The 22031-nt window shown below is 68.7% G+C and carries 27 protein-coding genes; 16 read left to right on the top strand and 11 right to left on the bottom strand.

Translation table 11 applies throughout. The features are described from left to right. Positions 1-30: 30 nt before the first annotated feature. The 16 genes from JQX13_RS50485 to JQX13_RS50415 all read left to right on the top strand — a co-directional run bounded on the left by JQX13_RS50485 (position 31) and on the right by JQX13_RS50415 (position 11923). Positions 31-588, top strand: coding sequence for a hypothetical protein (locus tag JQX13_RS50485; protein ID WP_203406515.1), 558 nt, complete (start codon positions 31-33; stop codon positions 586-588). A gap of 2 nt (positions 589-590) precedes the next feature. Beyond that, on the top strand, positions 591-722 hold the full coding sequence (locus JQX13_RS55785; RefSeq protein ID WP_275424968.1) for a hypothetical protein: 132 nt from the start codon (positions 591-593) through the stop codon (positions 720-722). Beyond that, a complete protein-coding gene (locus JQX13_RS50480) occupies positions 719-1390 on the top strand; it encodes a hypothetical protein (protein WP_203406514.1) in 672 nt (223 codons plus the stop codon). The genes JQX13_RS55785 and JQX13_RS50480 overlap by 4 nt, the downstream gene beginning before the upstream one ends. Further along, positions 1383-2396 carry a DUF5131 family protein gene (locus JQX13_RS50475; RefSeq protein ID WP_203406513.1) on the top strand — a complete coding sequence of 338 codons (1014 nt, stop codon included), beginning with the start codon at positions 1383-1385 and terminating at the stop codon, positions 2394-2396. Before JQX13_RS50480 ends, JQX13_RS50475 begins: the two co-directional genes overlap by 8 nt. After that, on the top strand, positions 2393-2746 hold the full coding sequence (locus tag JQX13_RS50470; RefSeq protein WP_203406512.1) for a hypothetical protein: 354 nt from the start codon (positions 2393-2395) through the stop codon (positions 2744-2746). Before JQX13_RS50475 ends, JQX13_RS50470 begins: the two co-directional genes overlap by 4 nt. Beyond that, positions 2743-2913, top strand: coding sequence for a hypothetical protein (locus tag JQX13_RS50465; protein ID WP_203406511.1), 171 nt, complete (start codon positions 2743-2745; stop codon positions 2911-2913). The genes JQX13_RS50470 and JQX13_RS50465 overlap by 4 nt, the downstream gene beginning before the upstream one ends. Continuing rightward, a complete protein-coding gene (locus tag JQX13_RS50460; RefSeq protein WP_203406510.1) occupies positions 2910-4472 on the top strand; it encodes a DNA cytosine methyltransferase in 1563 nt (520 codons plus the stop codon). Before JQX13_RS50465 ends, JQX13_RS50460 begins: the two co-directional genes overlap by 4 nt. Then, a complete protein-coding gene (locus JQX13_RS50455) occupies positions 4469-6454 on the top strand; it encodes a DUF6884 domain-containing protein (protein ID WP_239014357.1) in 1986 nt (661 codons plus the stop codon). Before JQX13_RS50460 ends, JQX13_RS50455 begins: the two co-directional genes overlap by 4 nt. 714 nt (positions 6455-7168) lie before the next feature. Continuing rightward, positions 7169-7771, top strand: coding sequence for a hypothetical protein (locus JQX13_RS50450; RefSeq protein ID WP_203406509.1), 603 nt, complete (start codon positions 7169-7171; stop codon positions 7769-7771). Further along, a complete protein-coding gene (locus JQX13_RS50445) occupies positions 7768-8388 on the top strand; it encodes a hypothetical protein (RefSeq protein WP_203406508.1) in 621 nt (206 codons plus the stop codon). Before JQX13_RS50450 ends, JQX13_RS50445 begins: the two co-directional genes overlap by 4 nt. After that, positions 8385-8885: a RusA family crossover junction endodeoxyribonuclease gene (locus JQX13_RS50440; protein ID WP_203406507.1), complete on the top strand. Its 501-nt coding sequence runs from the start codon at positions 8385-8387 to the stop codon at positions 8883-8885. The genes JQX13_RS50445 and JQX13_RS50440 overlap by 4 nt, the downstream gene beginning before the upstream one ends. Further along, positions 8882-9214 carry a hypothetical protein gene (locus tag JQX13_RS50435; protein WP_203406506.1) on the top strand — a complete coding sequence of 111 codons (333 nt, stop codon included), beginning with the start codon at positions 8882-8884 and terminating at the stop codon, positions 9212-9214. The genes JQX13_RS50440 and JQX13_RS50435 overlap by 4 nt, the downstream gene beginning before the upstream one ends. Positions 9215-9273: 59 nt before the next feature. Beyond that, entirely contained in the window at positions 9274-10266 is a 993-nt protein-coding gene (locus tag JQX13_RS50430; protein WP_239014356.1) for a hypothetical protein, read from the top strand. 2 nt (positions 10267-10268) lie between these two features. Next, complete coding sequence (locus tag JQX13_RS50425; RefSeq protein ID WP_203406505.1) at positions 10269-10670, top strand: hypothetical protein; 402 nt, start codon at positions 10269-10271, stop codon at positions 10668-10670. Position 10671: 1 nt separating this feature from the next. Further along, positions 10672-10956 carry a hypothetical protein gene (locus tag JQX13_RS50420; RefSeq protein ID WP_203406504.1) on the top strand — a complete coding sequence of 95 codons (285 nt, stop codon included), beginning with the start codon at positions 10672-10674 and terminating at the stop codon, positions 10954-10956. A 151-nt stretch (positions 10957-11107) separates the two neighbouring features. Beyond that, the gene (locus JQX13_RS50415) at positions 11108-11923 is read left to right on the top strand and encodes a hypothetical protein (protein ID WP_203406503.1); all 816 of its coding nucleotides are present in this window, start codon (positions 11108-11110) and stop codon (positions 11921-11923) included. 31 nt (positions 11924-11954) lie between these two features. On the opposite strand, the gene JQX13_RS50410 is transcribed toward JQX13_RS50415, so the two are convergent. The 11 genes from JQX13_RS50410 to JQX13_RS50360 form a co-directional block, all read right to left on the bottom strand. Next, the gene (locus JQX13_RS50410) at positions 11955-14354 is read right to left on the bottom strand and encodes a fibronectin type III domain-containing protein (RefSeq protein WP_203406502.1); all 2400 of its coding nucleotides are present in this window, start codon (positions 14352-14354) and stop codon (positions 11955-11957) included. 22 nt (positions 14355-14376) lie between these two features. Further along, positions 14377-15174 (bottom strand): hypothetical protein, encoded by a 798-nt coding sequence (locus JQX13_RS50405; protein WP_203406501.1) that lies wholly within the window; start codon positions 15172-15174, stop codon positions 14377-14379. Position 15175: 1 nt separating this feature from the next. Continuing rightward, entirely contained in the window at positions 15176-17827 is a 2652-nt protein-coding gene (locus JQX13_RS50400) for a hypothetical protein (protein ID WP_203406500.1), read from the bottom strand. A 225-nt stretch (positions 17828-18052) separates the two neighbouring features. Then, the gene (locus tag JQX13_RS50395) at positions 18053-18463 is read right to left on the bottom strand and encodes a hypothetical protein (protein WP_203406499.1); all 411 of its coding nucleotides are present in this window, start codon (positions 18461-18463) and stop codon (positions 18053-18055) included. Positions 18464-18502: 39 nt separating this feature from the next. Next, positions 18503-18931, bottom strand: a complete 429-nt coding sequence (locus JQX13_RS50390; protein WP_203406498.1) for a hypothetical protein — start codon at positions 18929-18931, stop codon at positions 18503-18505. A gap of 9 nt (positions 18932-18940) precedes the next feature. Then, positions 18941-19351 carry a hypothetical protein gene (locus JQX13_RS50385; protein WP_239014355.1) on the bottom strand — a complete coding sequence of 137 codons (411 nt, stop codon included), beginning with the start codon at positions 19349-19351 and terminating at the stop codon, positions 18941-18943. Between the two features lie 52 nt (positions 19352-19403). Continuing rightward, the gene (locus JQX13_RS50380; RefSeq protein WP_203406496.1) at positions 19404-19874 is read right to left on the bottom strand and encodes a phage tail terminator protein; all 471 of its coding nucleotides are present in this window, start codon (positions 19872-19874) and stop codon (positions 19404-19406) included. Beyond that, entirely contained in the window at positions 19871-20212 is a 342-nt protein-coding gene (locus JQX13_RS50375) for a hypothetical protein (RefSeq protein ID WP_203404472.1), read from the bottom strand. The genes JQX13_RS50380 and JQX13_RS50375 overlap by 4 nt, the downstream gene beginning before the upstream one ends. Beyond that, positions 20209-20877, bottom strand: a complete 669-nt coding sequence (locus JQX13_RS50370) for a hypothetical protein (protein ID WP_203406495.1) — start codon at positions 20875-20877, stop codon at positions 20209-20211. Before JQX13_RS50370 ends, JQX13_RS50375 begins: the two co-directional genes overlap by 4 nt. Continuing rightward, complete coding sequence (locus JQX13_RS50365) at positions 20877-21476, bottom strand: N-acetylmuramoyl-L-alanine amidase (protein ID WP_203406494.1); 600 nt, start codon at positions 21474-21476, stop codon at positions 20877-20879. The genes JQX13_RS50370 and JQX13_RS50365 overlap by 1 nt, the downstream gene beginning before the upstream one ends. An 81-nt stretch (positions 21477-21557) precedes the next feature. Further along, on the bottom strand, positions 21558-22001 hold the full coding sequence (locus JQX13_RS50360) for a hypothetical protein (RefSeq protein WP_203404475.1): 444 nt from the start codon (positions 21999-22001) through the stop codon (positions 21558-21560). Positions 22002-22031 lie beyond the last annotated feature (30 nt).

Here is a 22031-nt window from a genome sequence, read left to right as displayed (position 1 = left end):
CCGCGGCGGAGTCCCAGGGCCTTCATCTTCTTGAAGAAGTCTCGCACGTGCACGCTGTTATCGCGTGTTGCTTCCTCTGTAAATGCGGTCACTTACGAGTCCGGCCGGGTTGACGGTGTTGCCGCGTGTTCCTCCCCCGTTGTTGCTGGTGAGCACACGGCGCGCACACAGCCGGCCTACTGGCACGGGGGCGCTCCGGGGCTGAAGGTCGGCGAGTTCATCCTCCCGCCGTCCTCCACTGGCACCACCATCACCCTGGCCGCCTACATGGACGAGGGCGAGAAGGCCCGCGCCGGCTACCGGTCCGATCGGGTGTACGTGGCGACCCAGCAGGAGGTGGCCGAGCTGTACGCCGCCCTGTACCCCAACGGGGGTTGGGTCTACCGCGTCGAGCCGTGGATGCCGCTGGAGATGGACCCCGACTGCACCGAACCGGGCGTGAGCTTCGCGTGCATCGGCGCTCGCATCGTCAAGGCGGTTCCGCTCGACGCGCTGACCGCGTTTCTGATCCTCAAGACTGTCGCCGAGGCGAGCACGTCCTCCGTCCCGGCGGCTCTGCGCTCCCCCGCGAAGACGAACAGAGGTTGACCATGGACTCCATGAAGAGGACGCCCGCGAAGGAGCGCGGGACGGGGGAGTCGTGTGTTCTGACGGACGCGAGGGCTCAAGTCATTGAGGCCGAGCTGGCGGCGGAGCGCAGCGCGGCGGGAGGTGCGGCATGACCTCGCCTCGCTGTGCGCACCAGGCGAACGCCCTGACGCTGGACATCGAGCTCCGGGAGGCCCGGGCCGAGGTGCGGCGGCTGGAGGCTGCCCTGGAGAGCTCGAAGGCTGCCCGGCAGCTGGCGAGCGACAACGCCGAGGAGCTCGCGGACAGGCTGCACCAGGAGTCTGCTGACCACGAGCGGACCCGACAGCTGCTGTCGGATGCCGGGCGCGAGCGGGAGCGGCTGCTCTCGGTGGCTGTGGCCGCGCACCTCGTCCTCGGGGTGACGGACAACCCCACCACGCTCGAGCATCAGTCCGAGCGCCTGCGGGAGCTGGGCGTCGCCCTCGCCAACCTGCGCGCCACGCTGCAGGGGATGGACGTGCCCGCGCTCACTGAGGAGGTGGTGTTCAGCCTCATCATGTTCTCCGCCATGCGCGACGGGGCCCAGGGCCGGGACTTCAACGCGCGGACGGCCGCGAAGCTGGTGGTGGCCTGGCTGTACAGGCGCAATGCCCTGTCCCTGACGCGTGGCCCGGGAGGCAGCTGCCCGCCCGTGCCTGTGAGTCCCGGCAGCTTCGTGCGCACCGACGCTGTCGCCCTCTGGGGCGCGGACGACCCGCGCGGCCTGGTGCCCGACGTCCACGAAGGAGTCAGCCCGAAAGGAGGTGAAAACAATGGCTGAGAATTCCTCCATTGAGTGGACGCACCACACCTTCAACCCGTGGAGAGGCTGCTCGAAGGTGCACGCGGGCTGCACCCACTGCTACGCCGAGAAGAACCAGGGCGTCGCCATGCAGGGCATTACCTGGGGCGAAGTGTGGCAGGGCGGCCAGCGGGTGGTGAAGGCCGAGAGCGGCTGGCGCGAGCCGTTGAAGTGGGCCCGAGACGCGGCCCGCGCGGGCGAGCGGCGTCGGGTGTTCTGTGCCTCTCTGGCCGACGTGCTCGAGGTGCCCCAGTACCCGCCGTCCGGACAGCAGAACCTGGAGCGGATGGCAGCCGTGGGCCGTGCCCAGCGCACCCTCGACGCCGCCCGCGCGCGCCTCTGGGACGTCATCCGGCAGACCACGTCCGTGTGCGGCGAGTGCGGTGGTCGCGAGTCCACCCACGTGTCGCGCGGCTTTTGTGCCAGGACTCGTCCGGGTGAGACACGTCGCCTCGGTGGCCTGGACTGGCTGCTCCTCACGAAGCGGCCGGAGAACTGGCGCCTGGTGCCCGAGGACGTGCGCCCTCTGGTGTGGCTGGGCACCTCCACCTCCGACCAGAAGACGGCGGACGAGTGGGTGCCGCGGTTGCTGAAGGCGGAGGGCTTCCGGCTGCGCTTCCTCTCCGTGGAGCCGCTGGTGGGGCCGGTGGACCTCGGCCTCCTTGGGACTGCACCTGCTGCGTGGGGCTATGGATACCGCCCAATCAGCGACCTGCTGAACTGGGTGATCGTCGGTGGGGAGTCCGGCCCCAAAGCCAGGCCCTGCAACGTCGAGTGGGTGCGCGACATCGTGCGCCAGTGCCGCGAGGCCGGGGTGCCGTGCTTCGTGAAGCAACTCGGCGCGTACCCGACAGACCTCGCCGAGCCGCCAGGGTACGTCCAGAAGACCCTTCGCCGCTGCTCGCTCTCCGACCCCAAGGGCGGGGACATGTCCGAGTGGCCCGAGGACCTGCGCGTCCGCGAGTTTCCGGAGGTTCGGCCATGACGTGCCCGCCCCTGCCCACGCCTGAGCAGCGCCGCGCTGCCGTGGCCGAGCGCATCGACCGCACCCCCGTGGCCGAGCGCGTCATCCTGCGCGCCCGCCTCTACGAGGAAACCCCCGCCGTGGGGCTGCTCGAGGAGATGGGACGCGAGCCCAAGTGCAGGTGCGCCGTGTGCTGGGTGGTGCGGCCCGCACGGTTGCAGTGGAAGGACCAGGACGGGACGCACCGATACACCTGCGAGTCCGACGACTGCCGCCAGCTGTGGCGTCGGCTCTCGTACGCCGAGGACAAGGCCCACGCTCGGGCCCAGGAGCGCCTCGTCCAGGCCGTCCGTGACGGGGTGCCCGCGTGAAGCCGCTCCACCCTCTGGAGGTGGCCTTCCGTCTGGCCACCTCCGTCTTCCTTCTCTCCTGGCTGCCCGCGCTCTTCGGGAGCCGGGTGGCCCACGTCGTCCTCTTCCTCGCATGGCCGGTGGTTGCCGGCTTCGCCCTCACCATCGCCTTCCGGAGGTCCCCGTGAGCTGCGCCACCCCATCTTCCGTGTCACGCGGCCCCGGGCGGGGCTCCAGGCGTAGCCCGAGTATCGCGCGAGGCCTCATCGTCGACCTCTTCGCCGGAGGGGGCGGCGCGAGCACTGGCATCCGGGCCGCGTTGGGGCGCTCGCCCGATGTGGCGCTCAACCACGACGAACTCGCCATGGAGGTACATGAGGCCAACCACCCCGGGACGCGGCACATGCCCGAGGACGTGTGGAAGACGCGCCCGCGTACCGTCACTGCGGGAAAGCCGGTGGCGCTGCTCTGGGCCAGCCCTGACTGCACGCACTTCTCCAAGGCCAAGGGAGGGAAGCCGAAGGTGAAGGGCATCCGCGCCCTCGCTCACGTCGTCACCGAGTGGGCCCGGGAGGTGCGGCCCGCCGTCATCATCGTGGAGAACGTGGCCGAGTTCCTTGAGTGGGGACCGTTGTACGAGGAGGGGCACCCGCTAGAGGGGCATCCCATCCCCGAGCGCAAGGGGGAAACCTTCGAGCAGTGGCGCGGGACGCTGGAGTTGCTCGGGTACGCGGTGGAGTGGCGGGTGCTCGACGCCTCCCACTACGGGGCGCCCACGCGCAGGAGGCGGCTCTTCATCATCGCCAGGTGTGACGGCCAGCCCATCCACTGGCCCGCGGCTACGCACGGTCCCGGCCGACTGCCGTACCGGACGGCCGCCGAGTGCATCGACTGGAGCTTGCCGTGCCCGTCCATCTTCGGGCGGAAGCGTCCGCTGGCGGAGAAGACGCTCTGGCGCATCGCAGAAGGTGTCCGACGGTACGTTCTGGAGAACCCACGGCCCTTCATCGTGAAGGTGAACCACGGGAGTGAGTGGTTCCGAGGCCAGGGCCTCGATCGGCCCCTGTCCACCGTGACGGCCCAGGGGAATAGCTCGGCACTGGTTGCGCCCACGCTCATCCAGACGGGCTACGGCGAGCGGGTGGGGCAGCGGGCGCGCACGCTGGACCTGCACCAGCCCATGGGCACCGTGGTGGCCCAGGGCACCAAGCAGGCTCTGGTGGCCGCCTTCCTGACGAAGCACTTCGGCGGTGTGGTGGGCCATGGTGTCGACCAGCCCGCCAGCACGATCACCGCCACGGACCACCATGCATTGACTGCGGCCACGCTCGTGAAGCTCCGCGGCGAGTGCCACGGGGCGGACGTTGCCGAGCCGCTACCGACCGTGACGGCCTCCGGGACACACATCGCTGAGGTGCGCGCCTTCCTCATGGCCTACTACGGCAACGGATCGCAGCTGCAGGGGCTCGGCTCCCCTCTGCGCACCATCACCGCAAAGCACCGTCTGGGGCTGGTGACGGTGGACGGCGTCGAGCACCAGATCGTCGACATCGGCATGCGGATGCTGGAACCCGAGGAATTGCTCCGCGCCCAGTTCGGCCGCTTCGCCGACGAGTACGACCTGCGCGCAGCGAAGAGCAAGGCGGCGAAGGTCCGGCTCATCGGAAACAGCGTCGCCCCCGAGGTGGCAGAGGCCGTCGTCCGGGCCAACTTCGGCGACCGCGTCTCCGAGCGGAGGGCGGCATGATGCCTTATCCGCGCCGCATCGCCCTGGTGGGCTGTGGCAAGTCGAAGCTGGAGCAGCCCGCGCCAGCGCGCGAGCTCTACACGGGCCCGCTCTTCCGGGCCGCGCTCGATGTGGCCCAGGCGGAGTTCGGCGCCGACGTCTGGATTCTCAGCGCCAAGCACGGACTCGTGGACCTGGATGAGGACGTCGCGCCCTACGAGCTGGCTCTCGGCGACCTGACCTCAGAGGCGCAGGAGGCATGGGCTCGGGATGTCATCCGGAACCTCAGGGACGACGACGACGGCAGCCCGGCCCACCTCACCGTGTACGCGGGCTCCGCCTACGTGGAGGCCCTCCGCGCGCACCTCCCCAGCACTTGGACCCTGGACGACCCGATGAAGGGGCTCAGCCAGGGCGGGCGCCTGGCGTGGCTCTCCGCCCGCCGCGCTGCCCTCTCCGCCAACCCGGCTGCCGCGAGATCGGCGGCCTCTCTTCCTTCGGCGGGACCCTCGGGCCCCGCCCCCGTGGAGCACTCGATGATCGCCACCGCCAACCGACTCACTGACGAGCAGCGCCAGGAAGCCTTCGCCAGGGCCCTGGAGACGGAGCGCGCATTGAAGGAACTGCCCGAGCTGCGGGCTCGGCTGCTGGCCGCGCTGGAGAAGCAGGAGGCAGGCTGGCGGGCGGAGCACACCCGGCTGATGCACGCCGCCATCACAGGCGAGAGCGCCGAGGGTGCGCAGCAGCCGGAGTTGCCACTCGCCGCGCATGCGCTGGCCGCGCTCGTCCAGGCCCCGGCGGCCGTGGCCTCGCCCGACAAGCACGCGCCCTCGGAGCCGCCGAAGGGCAAGCGCCGCACCCGCTCGCGCAAGGAGCCCGCTGCGGAGACCGGGGAGAAGCGCGTGGAGTCCGCGGAGTCGGCCCGGACGGCGATGGAGTCGCCGGCCACGGCGAGCCAGGTGACTGCGGAGGATGACCTCGTTCCCGCCCCGCGCGTGCCCTGCTGCACCTGCACCCATTCGATCGCGGACCACAAGCTCGGCAAGGGCCGGTGTGAGCGCTGCAAGTGCCGAAAGTTCAAGCCGACTGCTGTGGCGACGCCTGAGCAGTCCTCCACGGCCGACTCCACCCCGTGCGAGTGCGATGGGTGCGGCAAGACGTTCAAGGCCTCGGAGCTCGCGCCGCTCGGGCCCGAAGACGCGCGCGGCTACTACTGCGCCGGGTGCAAGGCCGAGGTCGAGGAGATGGACGACGATGCGCCCGCGACGCCGGCGCCCGAGCCGTCGGACTCGTCGGCTCAGGTGGATGCTGCGCCGCCGGAGCCTCCCGCGGAGCCCAAGCGCGCCCGCTCACGCGCCAAGTCGAAGGCCAGATCTCTGCCGGCGGAACCCGCCCAGGCCGAGCTGCTGCCTGTGGCCCAGCCCGTCGCCGCCGAGCCGGGGACCTGGCGCGTGGAGCTTCCGGAGCGGTGCGAGGGCCGCATCGTCCTGCTGTGGTTGGTGAACGAGTCCACCGGAGAGCGGCGAGCGGCTTCCTGGTGGGGCGGCACCAGCTCACTGAAGTGCGGCCACCACCTGGCCGGGAAGCTGGAGGGAGCCGCGCTCGCCGCGCACCTCGAACTGGATGCGTGGTGGAAGGCCAACCTGGAGAGCGTCGTGGCGCCGCTCGAGCAGGCCTGCCGAGACGGGAAGGTGCCCGGACTCAAGGTGTACGAGCCGGAGCCCTCCGCGGACGGGCCGTACCGGTACGCCCTCTCCAATGGCTGGGTGCTGGAGGTGTGGGACACGGGGGAGGCGAGGGTGGCTGCGTACTTCGTCGGCCCCACCGAGCGCGCGGACACGCAATGGCGCTCCGGGCCCTTTCACCTGAATGGCGAGCTGCTCGTTGCCGGCGCGGTGGCTGACATCTCCTGGTCCGCCGACAACGAAGAGGTGGTGAGGGAGGCCGAGGACCTCATCGCGCGGGGCTTCGTCGCCGAGCTGCGGAAGGCGGCTTCGAGATGAGCACCTGCGCCGAACGACATGGCGAGACCTATGGGCAGACGCAGACCCGGGGGGTTCTGGTGAAACAGCACCGCGCCAGTGGGGTTGGCGCACGCTACCCGATGGCTCGAGTCGAGCATTCGGGGGGGAACTGACATGCGACTTCCATTTCTTCAGGTGCCCCAGCAGTCCGTGGCGTGCTCACGCATGCTGGCGCGTGCTCTCCGGGTGCCGGAGTTCCAGGGCATCGGCATCGCCGTGGCGCTGGATGCCTGGGCGCTGGAGATGGCCCCCGAAGGGGACCTGTCCGGCAACCTCCCACCGGGTGAGCCGGCCGCCCTCCTGGCCCTGGCTGTCGGCTGGGAGGGTGACCCGGCGGCACTGCTGTCCGCCCTGCTCACCACGGGCTTCCTCGTACGCGAGGGCGACACGGTGCGCTACCCACACCTCGCCAAGTACGAGGGAGCGCTCTCCACGTCTCCGTCCCGCCGCTCTGCCCACGCGAAACACGCTGCGGAAGCACGTTGGAGCAAAGCCCGAGCAATGCCCAACGATGCTCCAGCATGCCCGAGCATGCCCGAGCAATGCTCAACGATGCCCGGCGATGCCAAGACGCAGACGCAGACGCATATAACTACTCCCCCCTTAGGTCCCCCCTCGCGTTCCGCGAAGGGGGAAACCCCTTCCGGTGGCGAAGGGTCGGGCAATGTCGTACCACTGGCGCCTCCGTCCCCGGTGCGCCGGGCAAGGCCCGAGGCCGCGCGCACGCTCGCCGTCGCCGCAGTCTCGCCGCCGGTGGCCGAAGTCCAGGACGAGACGAACCTGCTGCCCTTCGAGTCCGGCCCGCCTGCGCCCGGGGAGGACCTGCCCAGCCAGCTGCGGGGGGCCTTCCAGGCCGCGCTCGGCGCGCCGTACCGGTGGGACATGCGCCGGGACGAGCGGGCCGTGAACGAACTCCTCGCGGCCGCCGGGGCGGACGGGCCCGCCGAGGTGCTTCGTCGCTGGAGGATTGGCCTGGCCAACCAGGGCTTCCCCCGGGTGCGCTCGCTCGCGGACCTGGTCAAGCGCTGGAACGACTGCGCCCAGTCGGCCGACAGCGGGGCGAAGGCCAGCCCTTCGCGCGCCAGCGACGGGGTGAGCCAGGGCAGCTCGGGCGTGTGCGAGGCCTGCGGCAGGGCAGGGCAGGGCGCCGAGTACGGCGGCGGGACTCAGGGGCGCGTGTGGCTCGGCTACCAGTGCAACTGCTCGGCGACGTGGACGGCCCTGGTTGAGCAGGGGCGCCCGTACACCGAGGCCGCGGCCTGGGCTCGTGAGCGCCGGGCGAGAGGTGCGCCATGAGCTGCGCTGCCATTCCGGCCACGCTGCTCGTCACGCAGGTGCTGGCCGTGCTGCAACTCGCTCGAGAGCGGGTGGTCCACGGGTGGCCGTCCATCCCGCAGGCCCTGGCCTCGGGCCCGGGGGCGAGCGTCGAGGCGCGCCTGGATGCAGCTCGCGCTCGGCCCTCGCCGGGCACCTACGTGCCGCCCTGGGTGACCGTCCTCGCCGAATGCCTCCGGCGCGTCGAGGAAGCCCGCGCGCTGTGGGCCGGCGCCCCCGACACCATGCCCCCGCTCGGGGCGGGACTGGCCCCCTGCGCCATGGAACTCCGCCAGCACCTCACGGGCGCCCGGGCTTGCGCGGAGAAGAGGCTCGCCTGGAGCGACGAGGGCGGGCTTTCCCGGCCCCAGGCCCTGTGCGTCCTGCACCTCGCGGTGACGCTGGCGAAGTGGGAGTCCCAGCAGCAGCGCGCCACCGCGGCCTCGGTCGCCTTCGAGCTTACGCCGCCCCCGCCTCGGGCCCGCCCGGAGCCGAAGCCCCGGCGGCCAGCTCGCGAGGACACGGGCCCGCGGAGCCTGCGCGACCTGGCGCACGTGACGGACGCCTTTTCTGCCTGGGTGGAGGACGAATACCCATGACGCAGATACGCCTCACCCTGCCGTACCCACCCAGCGCCAACACGTACTGGAAGCCCGCCCGTGGCCGGGGGCTGGTGCCCTCGGACGAGGCGCGCCGGTACAAGGCAGCCGTCGCCCAACTCGCCAAGGCCAACGGAGTGCAGCCGTTGAAGGGGCCCGTCCGCCTCACCCTCCGGGCCTACCGCCCGCGCAGGGTGGGGGACCTGGACAACCTGCGCAAGGTGCTGCTCGACGCGCTCCAGGGCTGGGCCTTCCTGGACGACGACCAGGTGTCCGAGGACCACGGGTACCGACTCGACGACGCGAAGAACCCGCGCGTGGAAGTCCTGCTCGAGGCCGACGCCGTTGCCACCCCCGAGGAGGCCCAGGCTCACCGCCACGCCCGCGAGCAGCGCGCGGCGAAGGCCCGAGCCACCCGCAACCGCAACCGCCTCCTGAAGCAGCGCCAGCAGGCGCGCCTCTCGTCCGCCACCCACCGCCCTCGGAGTCCTCGATGAACTGCGCAAGGAAGATGGTGCGGCCCACCACCGTTTCGTGCGGATGTGGCGCCACCCTCAAGGTGAAGACAGGGGGCGGTCCGCTGCCCTCCAAGTGCGCCCGGTGCAAGGAGCTGGCGAGGGCACCCAGCCGGAAGCGGGCCGTGGCGAAGCGGCGCAAGCGACGCCTGCTCCAGCGGGATTCCACCGGCGAGGCCGCGGTGGAACTCGACTGGGCTGAGCAACTGGCGGACGAGCGCGTGGCGCTGGGCTGCGCCTTCGAGAACTTCCGCGCGCAGGTGCTCGCGCTGGCCCGCGACTGGGGACTCCCGGCTCCCGCTGTGCCGTAGCTGGGAAGCGCCCTTGGCCAACTCCGTGCACTTTTTCGCGCCTGTGGCACGGATAGGGAATGGCCTGTCCCGCTCCGTCCCTGTCCCGAGCCACACCGCCCGCGTCCTCTCGCGTGAGGACAGCGCGGCCGCAGGCGCTGGAGTCTCCCACCCAGCTGTCCCTGCCGATCTCCGTCCCCACGCGCCAGGTGCAGCGCAGGGAGCGGGCCCATCGGCCCCACCTGCGCCAGCGCACCCTCCCCGGGGTGGACACCCGACAACGGGTGTTGCCCTTCCGCCGCTCAAGGAGTGACAGCCTCCTCACGCCGGAGCTCGCCGAGGCCATGGAGACGGCCCTCTCCGAGGTGCGCTCCGCGGCGAAGGGTGGCCGCCGCCAGCGCGCCGCCGAGGCCCTGCTGCTGCAACTGCTCACCCCCTTCCTCAGGGGCGAGGTGGAGCACGCCCTGTCCCACCACGAGCGCACCCACCTGGACAGGGACGACCTGATGCAGGAGGCCCTCCTCCGCGCTCAGAAGCTGTGGAAGGGCTTCACCCCCGGGTGGGCCGGGCCGGGCCGTACCCTCTACCCGGCGTACGTAAAGAAGGCCGTCCGGCAGCACCTGGGGAACGTCCTCGAGGACGGCAAGCTGATCGGCCCCACCCACTGGGGCCGCAAGCTCGCCGCCCGCGCGCGCCGGCGCATGAATCGCGAGCCGGAGGTGACGTACGAGGAGGCCCTGAAGACGGAGGGGGCGGACCACGCCACCACGCTCGGGCTCACCCTGGGGGCCACCCGCGCCGACGAGCGCGAGGCCGAGTTGCTCGCCGACGAGCGGGACGAGGAGCAGGCGGAGGAGATGCGGCAGCTCGAGCTGGGCTCCGCCGCGGTGGCCGCTCTCCGACGCCTCCCCCAGCGCGAGCGCCTGGCCGTGGCCGTCCCCCTGGGCCTGTCCCGGGTGCATCTCTCCGATGCCGAGCTCGCCCGTCGCCTCAAGTGCTCCCTCCAGGAGTTGCTGGCCGCCCGGGAACGCGGGCTGGCGACCCTTCGAGAAGACATGAGGAGGGCGGTATGAACATGTCGATTCGAGAGGTGGCCGCGATGATGCTGGGGATGGCGGTGTCCGACCCGGACACGCGGCTCGGCTTCGTGGCCTCGTCCAGGGAGAGCGCCCGGCTCACCGGCTTCGCGGTGGCCACCCTGCTGAAGAGCGCGGGCGTGACGTGGCACCCCGCCTACCAGGAGGTGCGCTGGCCGAGCGGTGCCAAGGCGACGTTCCTCTCCGTGAAGGAGCCGGACAGGATGCGCGGGTACCGCTGGGCGGGGGCCTTCATGTCCGCCGCCGCTGCCGAGCTGGCGGACGACTACGCCCGGCACGTGGTGGACTCCAACGCCCGGCCACCCAGCACCGTCGTCTCGGGGTGCGCCGAGGCAGCCTCCCGGGGCGAGCTCAACGAGTTGCTCCGCGAGGCGGCCTGACGTGCCGATCATCATTGCCCAGAGGGACGGTACCTGCCGGGCCTGCGGAAAGCTCGTCCGCAAGGGCGAGGAGGCGGACTTCACCTCCGAGCTGGGCCTGGCCCATCCCGAGCCCCAGTGTTCCACGGCGCCCGCGCGCCACCGCCCCAATCGCCGGGCGGGGACATGTCGCTGTGGCCAGGCCGTGGCGGCCGGCTCTGGCCGTCTCCGTCTCCTCGAGGACAGGGGCGCCCAGGGCGGCGGGAAGCGCTGGGGTGTCGACTGCGCCCAGTGCGCGAGCTTGTGACGCACTTGGCCAGGCAGATAGGGTCCCCGCCAGGAGGGGACCAGTGCTTCGAACCACGTGCGTCCTGATGATGTGCCTGTTGACGGGTTGCTACCGAGTGGTCGTGGATTCGCCCGCTGCGCGCTCGGGACAACGGGGCTCAGACAGCGGTGTGAGCTTCGTCGGGCTGACGACCGTGACGGCAGATGCCCGGTTGTGCACCTATGGAGTCGCCAAGGTAGAGACGCACATGCCTTTCTGGGGCTGGCTGCTCGGCGTCGTCACGTTTGGAATCGTCCCGGCGATGAGGACGGAGTATCACTGCGCGGCTCCCGCATCGCTTGCTGAGCGAGATGCCCTCCGTGCCGCCCAGCGGAACTCTGAAGAGGCCAAGCGGGTAGCCGAGGCGGCTCAGCGCAAGGCAGAGGATGAGGCCAAGGCGGCGGAGGCGGCGCGCCGCAAGGCCGAAGAAGAGCTCGATGAGGTGCGACGGCAGCTTGAGGCGGTGCGCGCGACAAGCGCGGCACCCCAGCCGACCCCGGTTGCTACCAACGTTGCGCCTTCGCCTGACACGTCCAGCACTCCAGCGTCTGATGCTGTGCAGTCACCGCACAGCGAGGGCGCGGCGTGTGATCCGGGCAGCGCCGCTGCTGCTCTTCAAGGGGGCGTGCGGCCCGCTGCTCCGGATCGCGTAACCCTCATCGAGGAGGCAGAGGTCTATGCCGCATCGAGAGGCGTGCTGTTGCTATGCAAGACTGAGCACAAGGAGCAAATTGTCGCCCCTCGAGCATATGGTTACAGAACCATCAATGGAGTCCGGGTCAGCGTGATACAGTTCCACACAGCAAAGGCCGCATCGCGTTATCGTCAAGCATTTGCGGATGTCCCCCTTGGGGCAGAGACGCACATCCAATTGGGTCGCATCCTCTTCTCTGTTTGGGGGGCGACGGACGCAGAGCGGCAGGCCGTCATTTCCGCTCTTGAGTGAGCCGCGACGTGTCTTTTCTGTGTTCGGCACCTCATGCAGCCCGGAAGCTGATACCGCAGAGGCTCGTCCACGTAGCGGAACCAGAGACAATCCGCACGTCGCCGTTCGATGAGACCTCTGCCCATCCCGGTCCGTCGCTGCAGACGAGTGGAAAAGGGCGGGTTACAGGTGGGCGGTATCCAGAGGGGAGGGTGAATGCGACGGTGTTGCCGATGCCTCCACGAATCATCCCCTCAATGTGCACGCGTCCAGCACCGTCACGATAGTAACAGGCCCCACTGCCGTTGGTTGCGTAGGCTGTCCAACCGTTCTGGTAGCCGTTGATGGTGGATACAGAGGTTGGGGTCTCCTCGACGCTATCAACCTGTGCGAACACAACGGAGTCCACCCATGCGAGAGCCCCGTTCCCGTTCGGTTTGAAGAGACGCACTCTCGCGTATCGCGCCCCTGCGGGAGCTACCACCACCGTTCGCACGTACCCCCACGTGTTGGCCGCGATATCGGCGGATTGCGGATTGGAGCTGTCGATTGTGGCCAGGGTCGCACTCAGCCAGTCCACATTCACCAGCAACCCGGCCAGGGTACTTGCCACCTTCGCCGCCATGTCGATGGAGTAGCGCCCTCCAGGGCGCACGCTGACGGCTCCAGACACCAGCGCTCCTCCGTTGTTCACAAGCACCACCGATCGAGCGCCTGTATAGGCGTCGCTGGACAGTGTGATGTCCGTGCCCCAGGTGCCAGCAGCCATGGTCCATGCATCCGGTGGAGCCCCTACGTCATTGGCGGCCTCGAAGTCGCTGTTGAGCAGCAGCGACTGGGCCAGGGACACGAGTGGCTGGAGCAGTCGAGGTTCCACGTACCTGGGCGTTAGCGCAACCTCGTCGGAGGGCAGGCCGACATTGCCCTTTCTGTCCCGCGAGCGGACCCGAGCGTAGCAGGGGACCCCGGCCGCGAGTCCCGTCAGGTCGAAGCGCGTTGAGCTGCTCACCGCCTTCAACGTCGCCGCGGAGAGCGTGGAGCCGGGCGCAGTGTAAACGTGGAGCTCATACTCCTCAGGTACGGAGCCCCCGGAGGTGACGTTGGGCGCGGTGAAGAGCAGCACTGCGCCCGACACCGAGTTCGTCACGACAAGCCCCGAGGGCGGCGCCGGCCCGGTGAATGCCACCGTCGGCGCCGTGTACCCATCCGCATTGCGGTTGAGCCACTGCCGCGCACCGAGCGAGGGCTTCCCGTTGACGGCTAGGCGCGTCTTCCCGTCCGTGCTGGTGAGGGTGTGCGTCACCTGGCGCACCGCCAGCACCTGGGCCGTGGTGAAGTGGGAGCCGTTGGGGGCGAGCTGCACCAGGTCGGCGAGCTCAATGCCAGGATGGAAGCGCACCTCCACGAAGGCTCCAACGTCCTCGGTGGAGAGGTCCGCGAGCCCTGCCTCCGCGAGGCGTACGGCCTCGGCGTGGGTGCGGATGCCGCTCGTCGTGGCCTCCGCCAGCCACATGGTCCGCGGGAGCGCGACGCCTGCGGAGGTGATGTACCCATAGCGCTTCGTCGCCTCTTCGTTCTCCCGTGGCACCGTCTTGCGCTTGGGCTGACCGGCTGCGTCCAGGTCCTCCTCGTCCGAGTACGTCACCTCCACCCGGGTGCGCACGTTCTCCAGCGAGGTGGTGAACTCACCGAGGTACTGGTAGTCCCTCGGCCCGTACGTCCACACGGGAGTTGTCCCTGCTCGGTCGGGGCCCCACAGCCAGAGTCCCCAGTCCCCGGTGTCCGGCCGAAGCTTCCAGCGCACCTCCCAGCCGCGGCCAATCGCCCGACTCGACAGGGCATCCATGGCTGGCTGGCGCTCCTGCTTGTACTTGCCGAGCAGCTGCCGCGAGGCCTCGGGTGTGTACAGGGCGAAGTCGGAGAGCTGGGCGGCTACGAGAAGCTGGTTGCACACCGTCTCCAGCGGGGTACCCCCATCGCTGCCGTACGTGCCCTCGGGTACCCATACGTCCTGGAGGACACCCGCCATGTCCCGGCCCGTGAAGGTGATGAGCTCCGGGCCGGAGTCCACCCGATCGATTCGGCCGAAGAACAGGGGGCGCCAGGCAGCGGCCTGCGGCTCGAAGCCCAGCGGCACCACCGCCGCCTCCACGCGGAAGGGCCGCCCTGCCTGCAGGAGCGGTGCGTAGCTCCCGGGTAGGTTGTTGGCTCGCGACGTCTCCATGAGTGGGGCGAGGCTGAGCCCCTGCAGCTCGCGCATGACGCGCACCGAGGCCTGCCCCACGGGGTTGTCGAGCCCCTCGTCCACGTCCACGCTGTCGAGGAAGTCGCGGCCGAAGAGGTTGGACAGGTCGTACCAGGTGCTTCCCAGCAACACGCGCACCCGGCCACGAATGGAGTAGGGCGCGGGCGAGCGGAGAAGCCTCAGTTGCTGCTCGAGGAGAGGGCGCATGCCCCGAAAAAGGGGCGCGGGCTCAGGTGCCGTAGAGGGTGAAGTCGAAGCGCTCGGAGATGCTGGTGAGTCGTGGGCCTGCCTTCGCAGTGCCGGCCTGTCCAACGCACAGCAGACCGTTGGGGGGGAAGCGGGGACCCCAGGCATACACCTGAGAGGGCCCGGGCCACGCGAAGAGGCTGTGGAAGTAGTGAAGCCCGGGCACCCATGACTCGGGCACCTCGAATGGCAGTGCCACCACGTCGTCGTAGGCCGTGGCCACACCCTGGCCGTCAATGTCACCGATGAACAGCGAATCGCCCGAGATGTACCCGAAGAGCCACTCGTCAGAGTTCGCCACCCCATCGATATACAGGCGGCCCGCCGTGTTGATGACGTGCCTCCACAGGCCCGTGCCTTCGCGCACCCAACCGATGAACGTTCCAGCCACGTACAGGCTGAAGCCGAGATTCCAAACCACCAACTGGTTGGCCGGGACGGTGAGTCCGGCAAACCCCTTCCTTCGCGCGGCCGTGGACCTCGCCACACCAGCGCCTACAAACGAAGGGGGAACCTCCCGAGAGGTGTAGAGGTGCGACGTCGACGACGAGTTGTCCTCGAAGGTCAGTACGTGGCCCTCGCCGTCAATGAGCGCCCTAAGCGCCTCTGCCTCGCCCTCGGGCAGGGGGCCGGTGGTGAAGCGAAAGTTGCGCTTCGTTGAGATGAGCTGCGTAGAGCGCGGGATGCCGTTGATGCTACGCACCACTTCGCCCAACCGCACCGGCTCCCACTCTGAGTCGGTGCACTCCACCTCCACGCCGTTGAGTGTGACGAGTGCCATGTCAGTCGCCTCCCATTCGCCTGGCTGCGCCCAGGATCCCGCTCACCGAGCCTCGGTGGCGGTACGCGATATCGCCCAGTTTGGTTTGCAGGTCCTGCAGGCCGGAGAAGAGATCGCGCGTGGCAATATTCACGACGCCCACCAACGGAGCCGAGGATGCTGGCGAGCTGCCCGCAGCGGGAGAGGCAGAGGGCGAGCTCGCCGGCTGCGTCGGCGTGACGTACGTGTCCACCGGAAGAGGGCCACGGCTCGTCTGTCCGTCCCGCTCCCTCTGGGCGTTGAAGCGAGCAAGCGTCACCTTCCAAGTGGTGGGCACATTGGACAGGCTCTCGTTTGCCTTCTCCAATGCCGCGCGATTCTTCAAAACCTCCGCTGTCTCATCAGCCTTTGCCCGAGCCGCGTCCCAGGTCATGTCCTTCAGCTTGGAAAGGGAGTCGTTGAGCCCGGTGGTGGATATCTTCGCGTCGTTGAGGGAGCGCGCCCAGTCGTTCATGAAGTCAAACGGTTTGATGCCGGCCACCTCAATGTCTCCAAGGGCCCGAAAGACGCGCTGCACAGCCTTGATGATTCCGTTCCACACGCCAGCGATGCCCTTGGCAATCTCGAGGATGCCGATGGCCAGCCCGCGCACCAACTCGAAGAAGAGCCGCAGGGCCACCTCGGCGAGCAGCCGCAGGGGCACCTCCGTGAGCTGGAGGACACCCGCGAGCATCTGGAAGACGGGCTGCAGCGCCGCAAACACCTCCCCCAGCCCGACCAGGACGGGGATGAGCGGATCCACGGCTTCGAGGAGGTACTGCAGAATGGGTGTCAGGGCGCCCATAATCGACTGCACCAGATAGCCGATGGCGCCCACCAGCGGCTGCAAGGGGCCGAGCAACTGCCCTAGCGAGTCGGCCACCAGCTGGATGAGGGTGTTGATCATCTCAACGAGCGTTCTGAAGCCCTCGGAGCGGGTGAGGATGTCGGCTAAAACCGCAATCACGCCGCCCCAAATCCCGCCCGCGGCCACGCCCTGAGCGAAAGAGTTGAGGATGTCGGCGATGTCACCGATGCGGCTCACCAGCTTGCTCTTGAGACTGTCGCGGGCGTCACGCATGGCCTGGGTGATCTCGTCCGACTTCTTCTTCACCTCCAGCGCGGCCTCCACGAGCGCCCCCGTCACCAGGCCGGCGGCGCTCAGTGCCTGCTTCGCGAACATGGAGAGATAGGCGTCCATGATGTCGTTGCTTCGCTGGACCAGGCGCTTGAGGTAGTCGCTCTCCACCTCTCCGACCGTCTCCGTCTCCATCTCGGTGGGTACCGTGACGGAGTTGGGGTCGCCCACCTCGGGCACAGCACCGAGCAGCTTGTCCTTCAGCGCCAAGAGTTCCTCGAGGTGCAGCGCCTTGACCAGCTCCCGGCCCAGCATCTCCGCACCTTCCAGGCTGTGCTTCAGGCCGTATGTCACGTTCTCCCGGGCGGTCTTTGTTGACTCCGAAAGGGCCTTGCCGGCGGCAGTGGCTGTGTCGCTGATGACGCCGCCGATGGCTGCGACCCCCTCCTCAAGCCTCTTCATGAAGGCCTCGGCTGAGAGGTTCTGAACCTGCGCGAGGTTCTTTGCCAGCGTTTCGGCCTGAAGTCTCCAGGCCACCGCCTCGAGGTACTTGGCGACCGCCTTCACTCTGTCGAAGACGGCGTTGAGCATGGCCGTGGCGAGCTTCGAGATGAAGTCTGTCACGGAGCCCATCAGCTTGCCGAAGAAGTCGGCAGCCTTCTCTCCGAGGTCCTTCATCTTGTCCACGATGTCGGCAGTGCTCTCCTTCCAGAGAAAGACGATGTTGTCCCAGCTCTTGTAGAGCGACCCTGCAAAGAGGACGATGGCGCCAACCGCTGCGGCCACGGCGAGCAGTGGGAGCGCGACGGCTCCGATCTTCGGCAGCAGCGCCGTGAAGGAACTGCCCAGCCCCTTTGTGGCGGAGGGTAGTTCCTTGAGTGTGGCGGTGAAGGACGTCAGTCCCGAAGTCATCTGCGCGAAGACTTGCCCGACGGTTGCCTGTCGCAGGTAGACGAGCGCCCACCCTGCCTTCTCGACAGAGCCGGTGAAGAGCGTCGTCACCGCCTTCGTGGCCATCATGCTGGTGCCCAGGACACGCAAAGCGCGGACGAGCACCACCGTGCCCTCAAAGAAGGACTTGGTGAAGATGAGCGCCCGCACCATGGCGAGACCCACGCCACCGACGATGGCGGAGTACTTCACCATGTCCACGATGTTCTGCTTCTGCGTCTCGGAGAGATTCCGCCACGTAGCGATGGCCGTCTTGACGAGCGTGGTCATCTCTCGGACGAGCGGGAGGAAGACTACCCCCACCTCCCGGCCGAGCAGCATGGTGGCGTCCTTGAGCTTCTCGATCTCCTGCGAGGCCGCGTAGGACGTCTGGCCCGCCACCGCGACGGATGCGGCAGCGAGCCCTGCAACGGACAGCAGACCCTCGGAGAAGTCTCCCAGGGCCGCTGCCGCCTTGCTCATGTTCTCTTCGATCTGGTCCGCAGCCTCTTCGACGGCGTCCACCACCTGGCCGAGCGTCTTCACCATCTCGCCGATGGAGGCCGTGACGGAGACGTAGAGGTCTCCGACCTTGAGCCCGCCCGGTCCATTGCCAGCTCCAGCCACGTTGCTACTCCTCGCGCTGCTACGCCGCGCTGTACTGCGTGGTACGGGTGACCCGTCTGCGTCCCGGGGTTGGACTTGAGGTGACGCCAGGCGGACCGCTGGTGGCGTCCATCCCGTCGCCCTCTTGCTCGAGCAGGTGATCTGCCGCGATGGTCGCAATCCACTCGAAGGACTGGGCCGCCGTCTCCTGCTCCGTCCATCCTTGGATTCTCGCGACCCTGATCTCTAATGCTCGATCGGGGTCGCTTCGGAGTTTCCCTTCATCTTCTCCACCACCGCTCCCGATGCGCCGAGCGCGGCCGTCGCGTCGTCCGAGATGTCCAGGAGCCACGGCGCCGTGGTGATGGTGGTGATGTCTTCCTCGTTCGTCCTGTCGAAGAGCGGCCGCACCGCGCCCGGCTCGAAGAGCACCGTGGCCACCATGCGCGCGAGGAGTCGCATCGCACCGCTCTCGCCCTTGGGATTGTTCTCCTCGTCGACGTCGCCTGTCTTTCTTGCTTCCTCCAGGACCTGCACTGCCACGCCGGGAGGCGCGCGGCGGATGACGACCGCGAGTTCCTCGCCGTCGACATCGATGGTGGTGTCCTTGTACTTGCGCCAGTTGGCATTGCCCAGCTTCGACTTGAGGTCGGTCATTGCGTACGTCTCCTGTGTGAGGGATTGAGAGTGCTGCGGTTAGAAAGGGACGGGGCCGCCCTTGAACCTGAGCGGATAGTTGAACTTGAGCGTGGTGCCGGCCTCGTAGTTCTTCTCGTCGGACTCGATGAAGACCTCGAACCGCTGGCCCTTGCTCCCGGCCACGGCAGCGGGGTTCTCCACCACGTGAATGAAGAAGCTCTCCTTGGCCTTGCGCGCGGCCTCCATCACCGCTTGCGTGGCACTGTCCGACTTCCGCGTGCCGGCAATGGTGCCGGTGATATTCGACCACACGGGCACGTTCTCCGTGTAGCCGTCGGAGTTGAGGTGCTTCAGCTCCTCAAACTCGGTCGCATCGGTGATGTTGAAGGATGAGCCCGCCTCCAGCTTGTTGGCTTCGGAGAGCACCTCGTCGGGTTCAGCGGTGACGTGAATAGGGACCTTGTGCGTGATGATGTAGCCAGACATGTGGTTGCCTCACTTCTGGGGGAAGAGCTTAGCCAGGGACTTCTTCAGCTGAGCTGCCACGCCCTTGCGCAGCAGCGAGCGCACACCGCGTTTGAAGGCGTTGCGCAGCCAGTTGGGCGGGGGATTCTTTGTCTGCTCACCGAAGTGCCAGCCCGCATGGATGGGTCCAGCCTGCGGGTGCGCGTAGCCGCCCGTTGCGGTGGTGGACATGCGCTGCGCGTTGTGGTGCGGAAGGCTGACAAAAGCGGTGTCAGCCAGGTCGAGCGGATCGTTCGGAGCTCCGCCACGCGGGACGCTGAATGCTGCCTGATCCATGCCGCGCTGGGTCGCATCGAGCACGGCGCGATCCAGGTCGCGAAGGACGACTTGGGGTTGCGAGCGCAGCCTTTCTAGGTCGGAGGTATCCACCTCCACCTTCACTCGCGCTCGGTATGCCCGGTTACTTGCCATACCCCTGAGAAGGGGCGGCTCATCAGCGACGAGGGACGTCTTCCGGTGCGAGTTGGGGCACCACGGCGCCCGGGGCGCTGGCGCTCAGGTACTCCAGCTCCACGGAGAAGACCCACCGTGGCCGCCCCTCGTCGTCTGGTGGCTGCCGGGTGGGTCTGCCCTCGGTGGGCTCTACCCGCACGTATCCGTCGGGCTGCAGGTCGTACAGTGCAGACCAGGCCGCGCGCGCCCGGTCCCCCGTCTCCTTGTCGCTGCCCGGCGAGCGGGTGCCGCGCACCAGCACCGTCACCGTGTCCCGGTGGAGGCTGAGTCCCGTGTCGGCGAGGTACTTCTCCGGCGGGTCGCCGCCTGCGTCGATGATGGCAATCATCTCGTCCGGGGCGCTGGTGGGGAAGGGGCCCGGGTACAGCGTGGGCGTGTCGCCGGAAAGCGTGCCCAGGCCCGCGGCCTCGAGCAGCGTGGCCACGTCGAGCTCGATGTCCCGGAGCCTCACAGGACGACCTCGCTGTGGTCGAAGCTGCCGGTCTCCAGGTCCTTGTGGACGAAGCTCTGCACGGGCTTGCGGCTGCGCTTGTAGTCGGCGGGGTCCGCCCCCGGTAGCCAGATCAGCACCTTCTCCAGGTCCTCCTGTGCGATGACGGCGGTGGTGTAGAGGGTGCCAGTGGCCACCACCTGCTTTCCCTCGGCAGACTGGACGCGACGAGCGCCCGGGGCCCAGCGGCACGGGTGCGGCTCGACTGGGCCGTACTCCTCGCGACGGTTGTTGTCCGTCATGCGCAGGAACCGCCGGAGGTGAAACGTCTCGCGCATGTCCTCGAGGAAGAGGCTCATGACTGCTTTCTCCGGGTGGACTTGTGGTGGGGGCGCGCGAGCTGCTGGGCCAGGGCGGGCACCGCGGTGCGGTCAGCCGCCCAGGTGACGGAGCCACCGCCGATGCTCCGGCTGATGACGTTGGGGTCTCTCCCTGCGCCCGAGCGCAGCGCCGTGAGGGTGATGAGCGCGGCTTCCTCGAGCGGCGCCGGCAGGTCGCTGGTGAGGGTGCTCGCCGGGTCCGCCGCGAGGGCCAGGGCCTCCTGGCCGGGCGTGCGCCAGCCCGCGTCGTAGGTGACCACGATCTCTCCCGTGTCGTGGGCACGGAGCGGCATGGGCGCGACACCGTCCGTCCACTGCCCGGTAAAGGGCCAGCCTCCGCGGCGGTTCAGGATGCGCCCGTACCTGGGGCTCTCCAGGAAGTACTCGCTGGCGGGCACCTCGGCGCCGGCCACGGTGACGGACACGATGCGCCGCACCGCCCCGGCCCGGAGGAACAGGACGCGGCCGCCCTCGCTCGGCACCGTCTCCTGGACGTTCTCGCGCAGGTGGGCCTCGTAGCCCAGCCAATCCGCCAGGGCCTGGCTCGCCGCGGTGATGAGGGCTGGCAGCTCGGCGTCCGAGGTGGGCACCTTGAGCCGCGCGGCCGCGCGCGCCAGCGTGGTGAAGTCGAGCTCGCTCGCCATCACACCGCCCCCGAGTATTGCGACGCCAGGTCCTTGCGGATGCGCGTCCAGTCAAAGTTGTCCGCCGGGTCCGTCTTCCGGCCCGGGGCCACGTCGCGATGGCCGAGGACGTACCCACGGTGCCCGCGAGCAGTGGGAATCAGGTCAACCGTGACGCCGTACATGAATGTGGCGCAATCCCACTCCAGCCTTCGCACGATGTCCGACACGAGCCAGGCGAGTGCCTTGTACTGTGCCTCGGTGAAAGGCGTGACGCCATCGCCGGGGTTCACGATCTCGATGCCGATGGAGCGGTCGTTGACGCTCTCGCCCTTCTTCGGCTCCTCCCACGGCATGTGGCTCTCGCCCGCATGCCACGCCTTCAGGTCCTCGGGGACGAGTCGGTAAACGATTCCGCCCGTGGTGATGAGGTAGTGGGCGGACACCATGCTGCCCTTGGTGCATAGCCAGGTGAGCGCACTTTGGTTGCTCCACCGCCCATTGACGTTGCCCGTGTGGTGGATGAGCACCGTGTCCACGCGCACGTTCTCCTCGCGGGCGGAGCGGTTGGGGCTGGAAAAGTCGATGACGAGGGGGATGGTGGGGGAGGGGGTGTCCATGAGCAGCCTCCAGAAACGGCGACGGGGAGACACCCCAGAAAAGGGGCGCTCCCCGGCCGGGAGGGCTGCGTGGGTATTGCGTCAGACGGGCAGGGTGGAGGAGCCGCCCAGCACCAGGAGCGCGCCCGTCACCACGGTGGGGGTGGTGCCGTCGGTGAAACTCACCGTCTCCACCACCCGCAGCTCGTCGTGTCCCACGGGGATGTACTGGAAGTCGATGTCCAACTCGACGGCCTTGGACGCCTGGATCACCGTGAGCTCCACGGCGGCCCCGTCCATGTTCTTCAGCGCCACCCATTCGTTATCGGTGTCGCTGCCGTCCCGCGTCTCCACCTCGTAGGTGACTTCGAAGCCCGTGGGAGTGCCGGTGGTGGCTCCAGTGAGGCCGACCAGCACCGCCGACCCCCAGCGCCCGGGAGCGAAGGTGCTGCCCTGGCGCGTTCCGGCGGAGCGAGCGGCGGGGGCGAGCGCCAGGTTGTCCGTTTTGACGACGGCGCCGATGTTGTTCCTGACGATGAAGTTCATCTCTCGTCTCATCCTTCTCGGGGCGTGCCC

This window comes from Archangium violaceum, from assembly GCF_016859125.1.
Classification (GTDB): Bacteria; Myxococcota; Myxococcia; order Myxococcales; family Myxococcaceae; genus Archangium; species Archangium violaceum_A.
The sequence above is the reverse complement of the archived record's forward strand: the minus strand, read 5'-3'. Positions and strand labels throughout refer to the sequence as shown.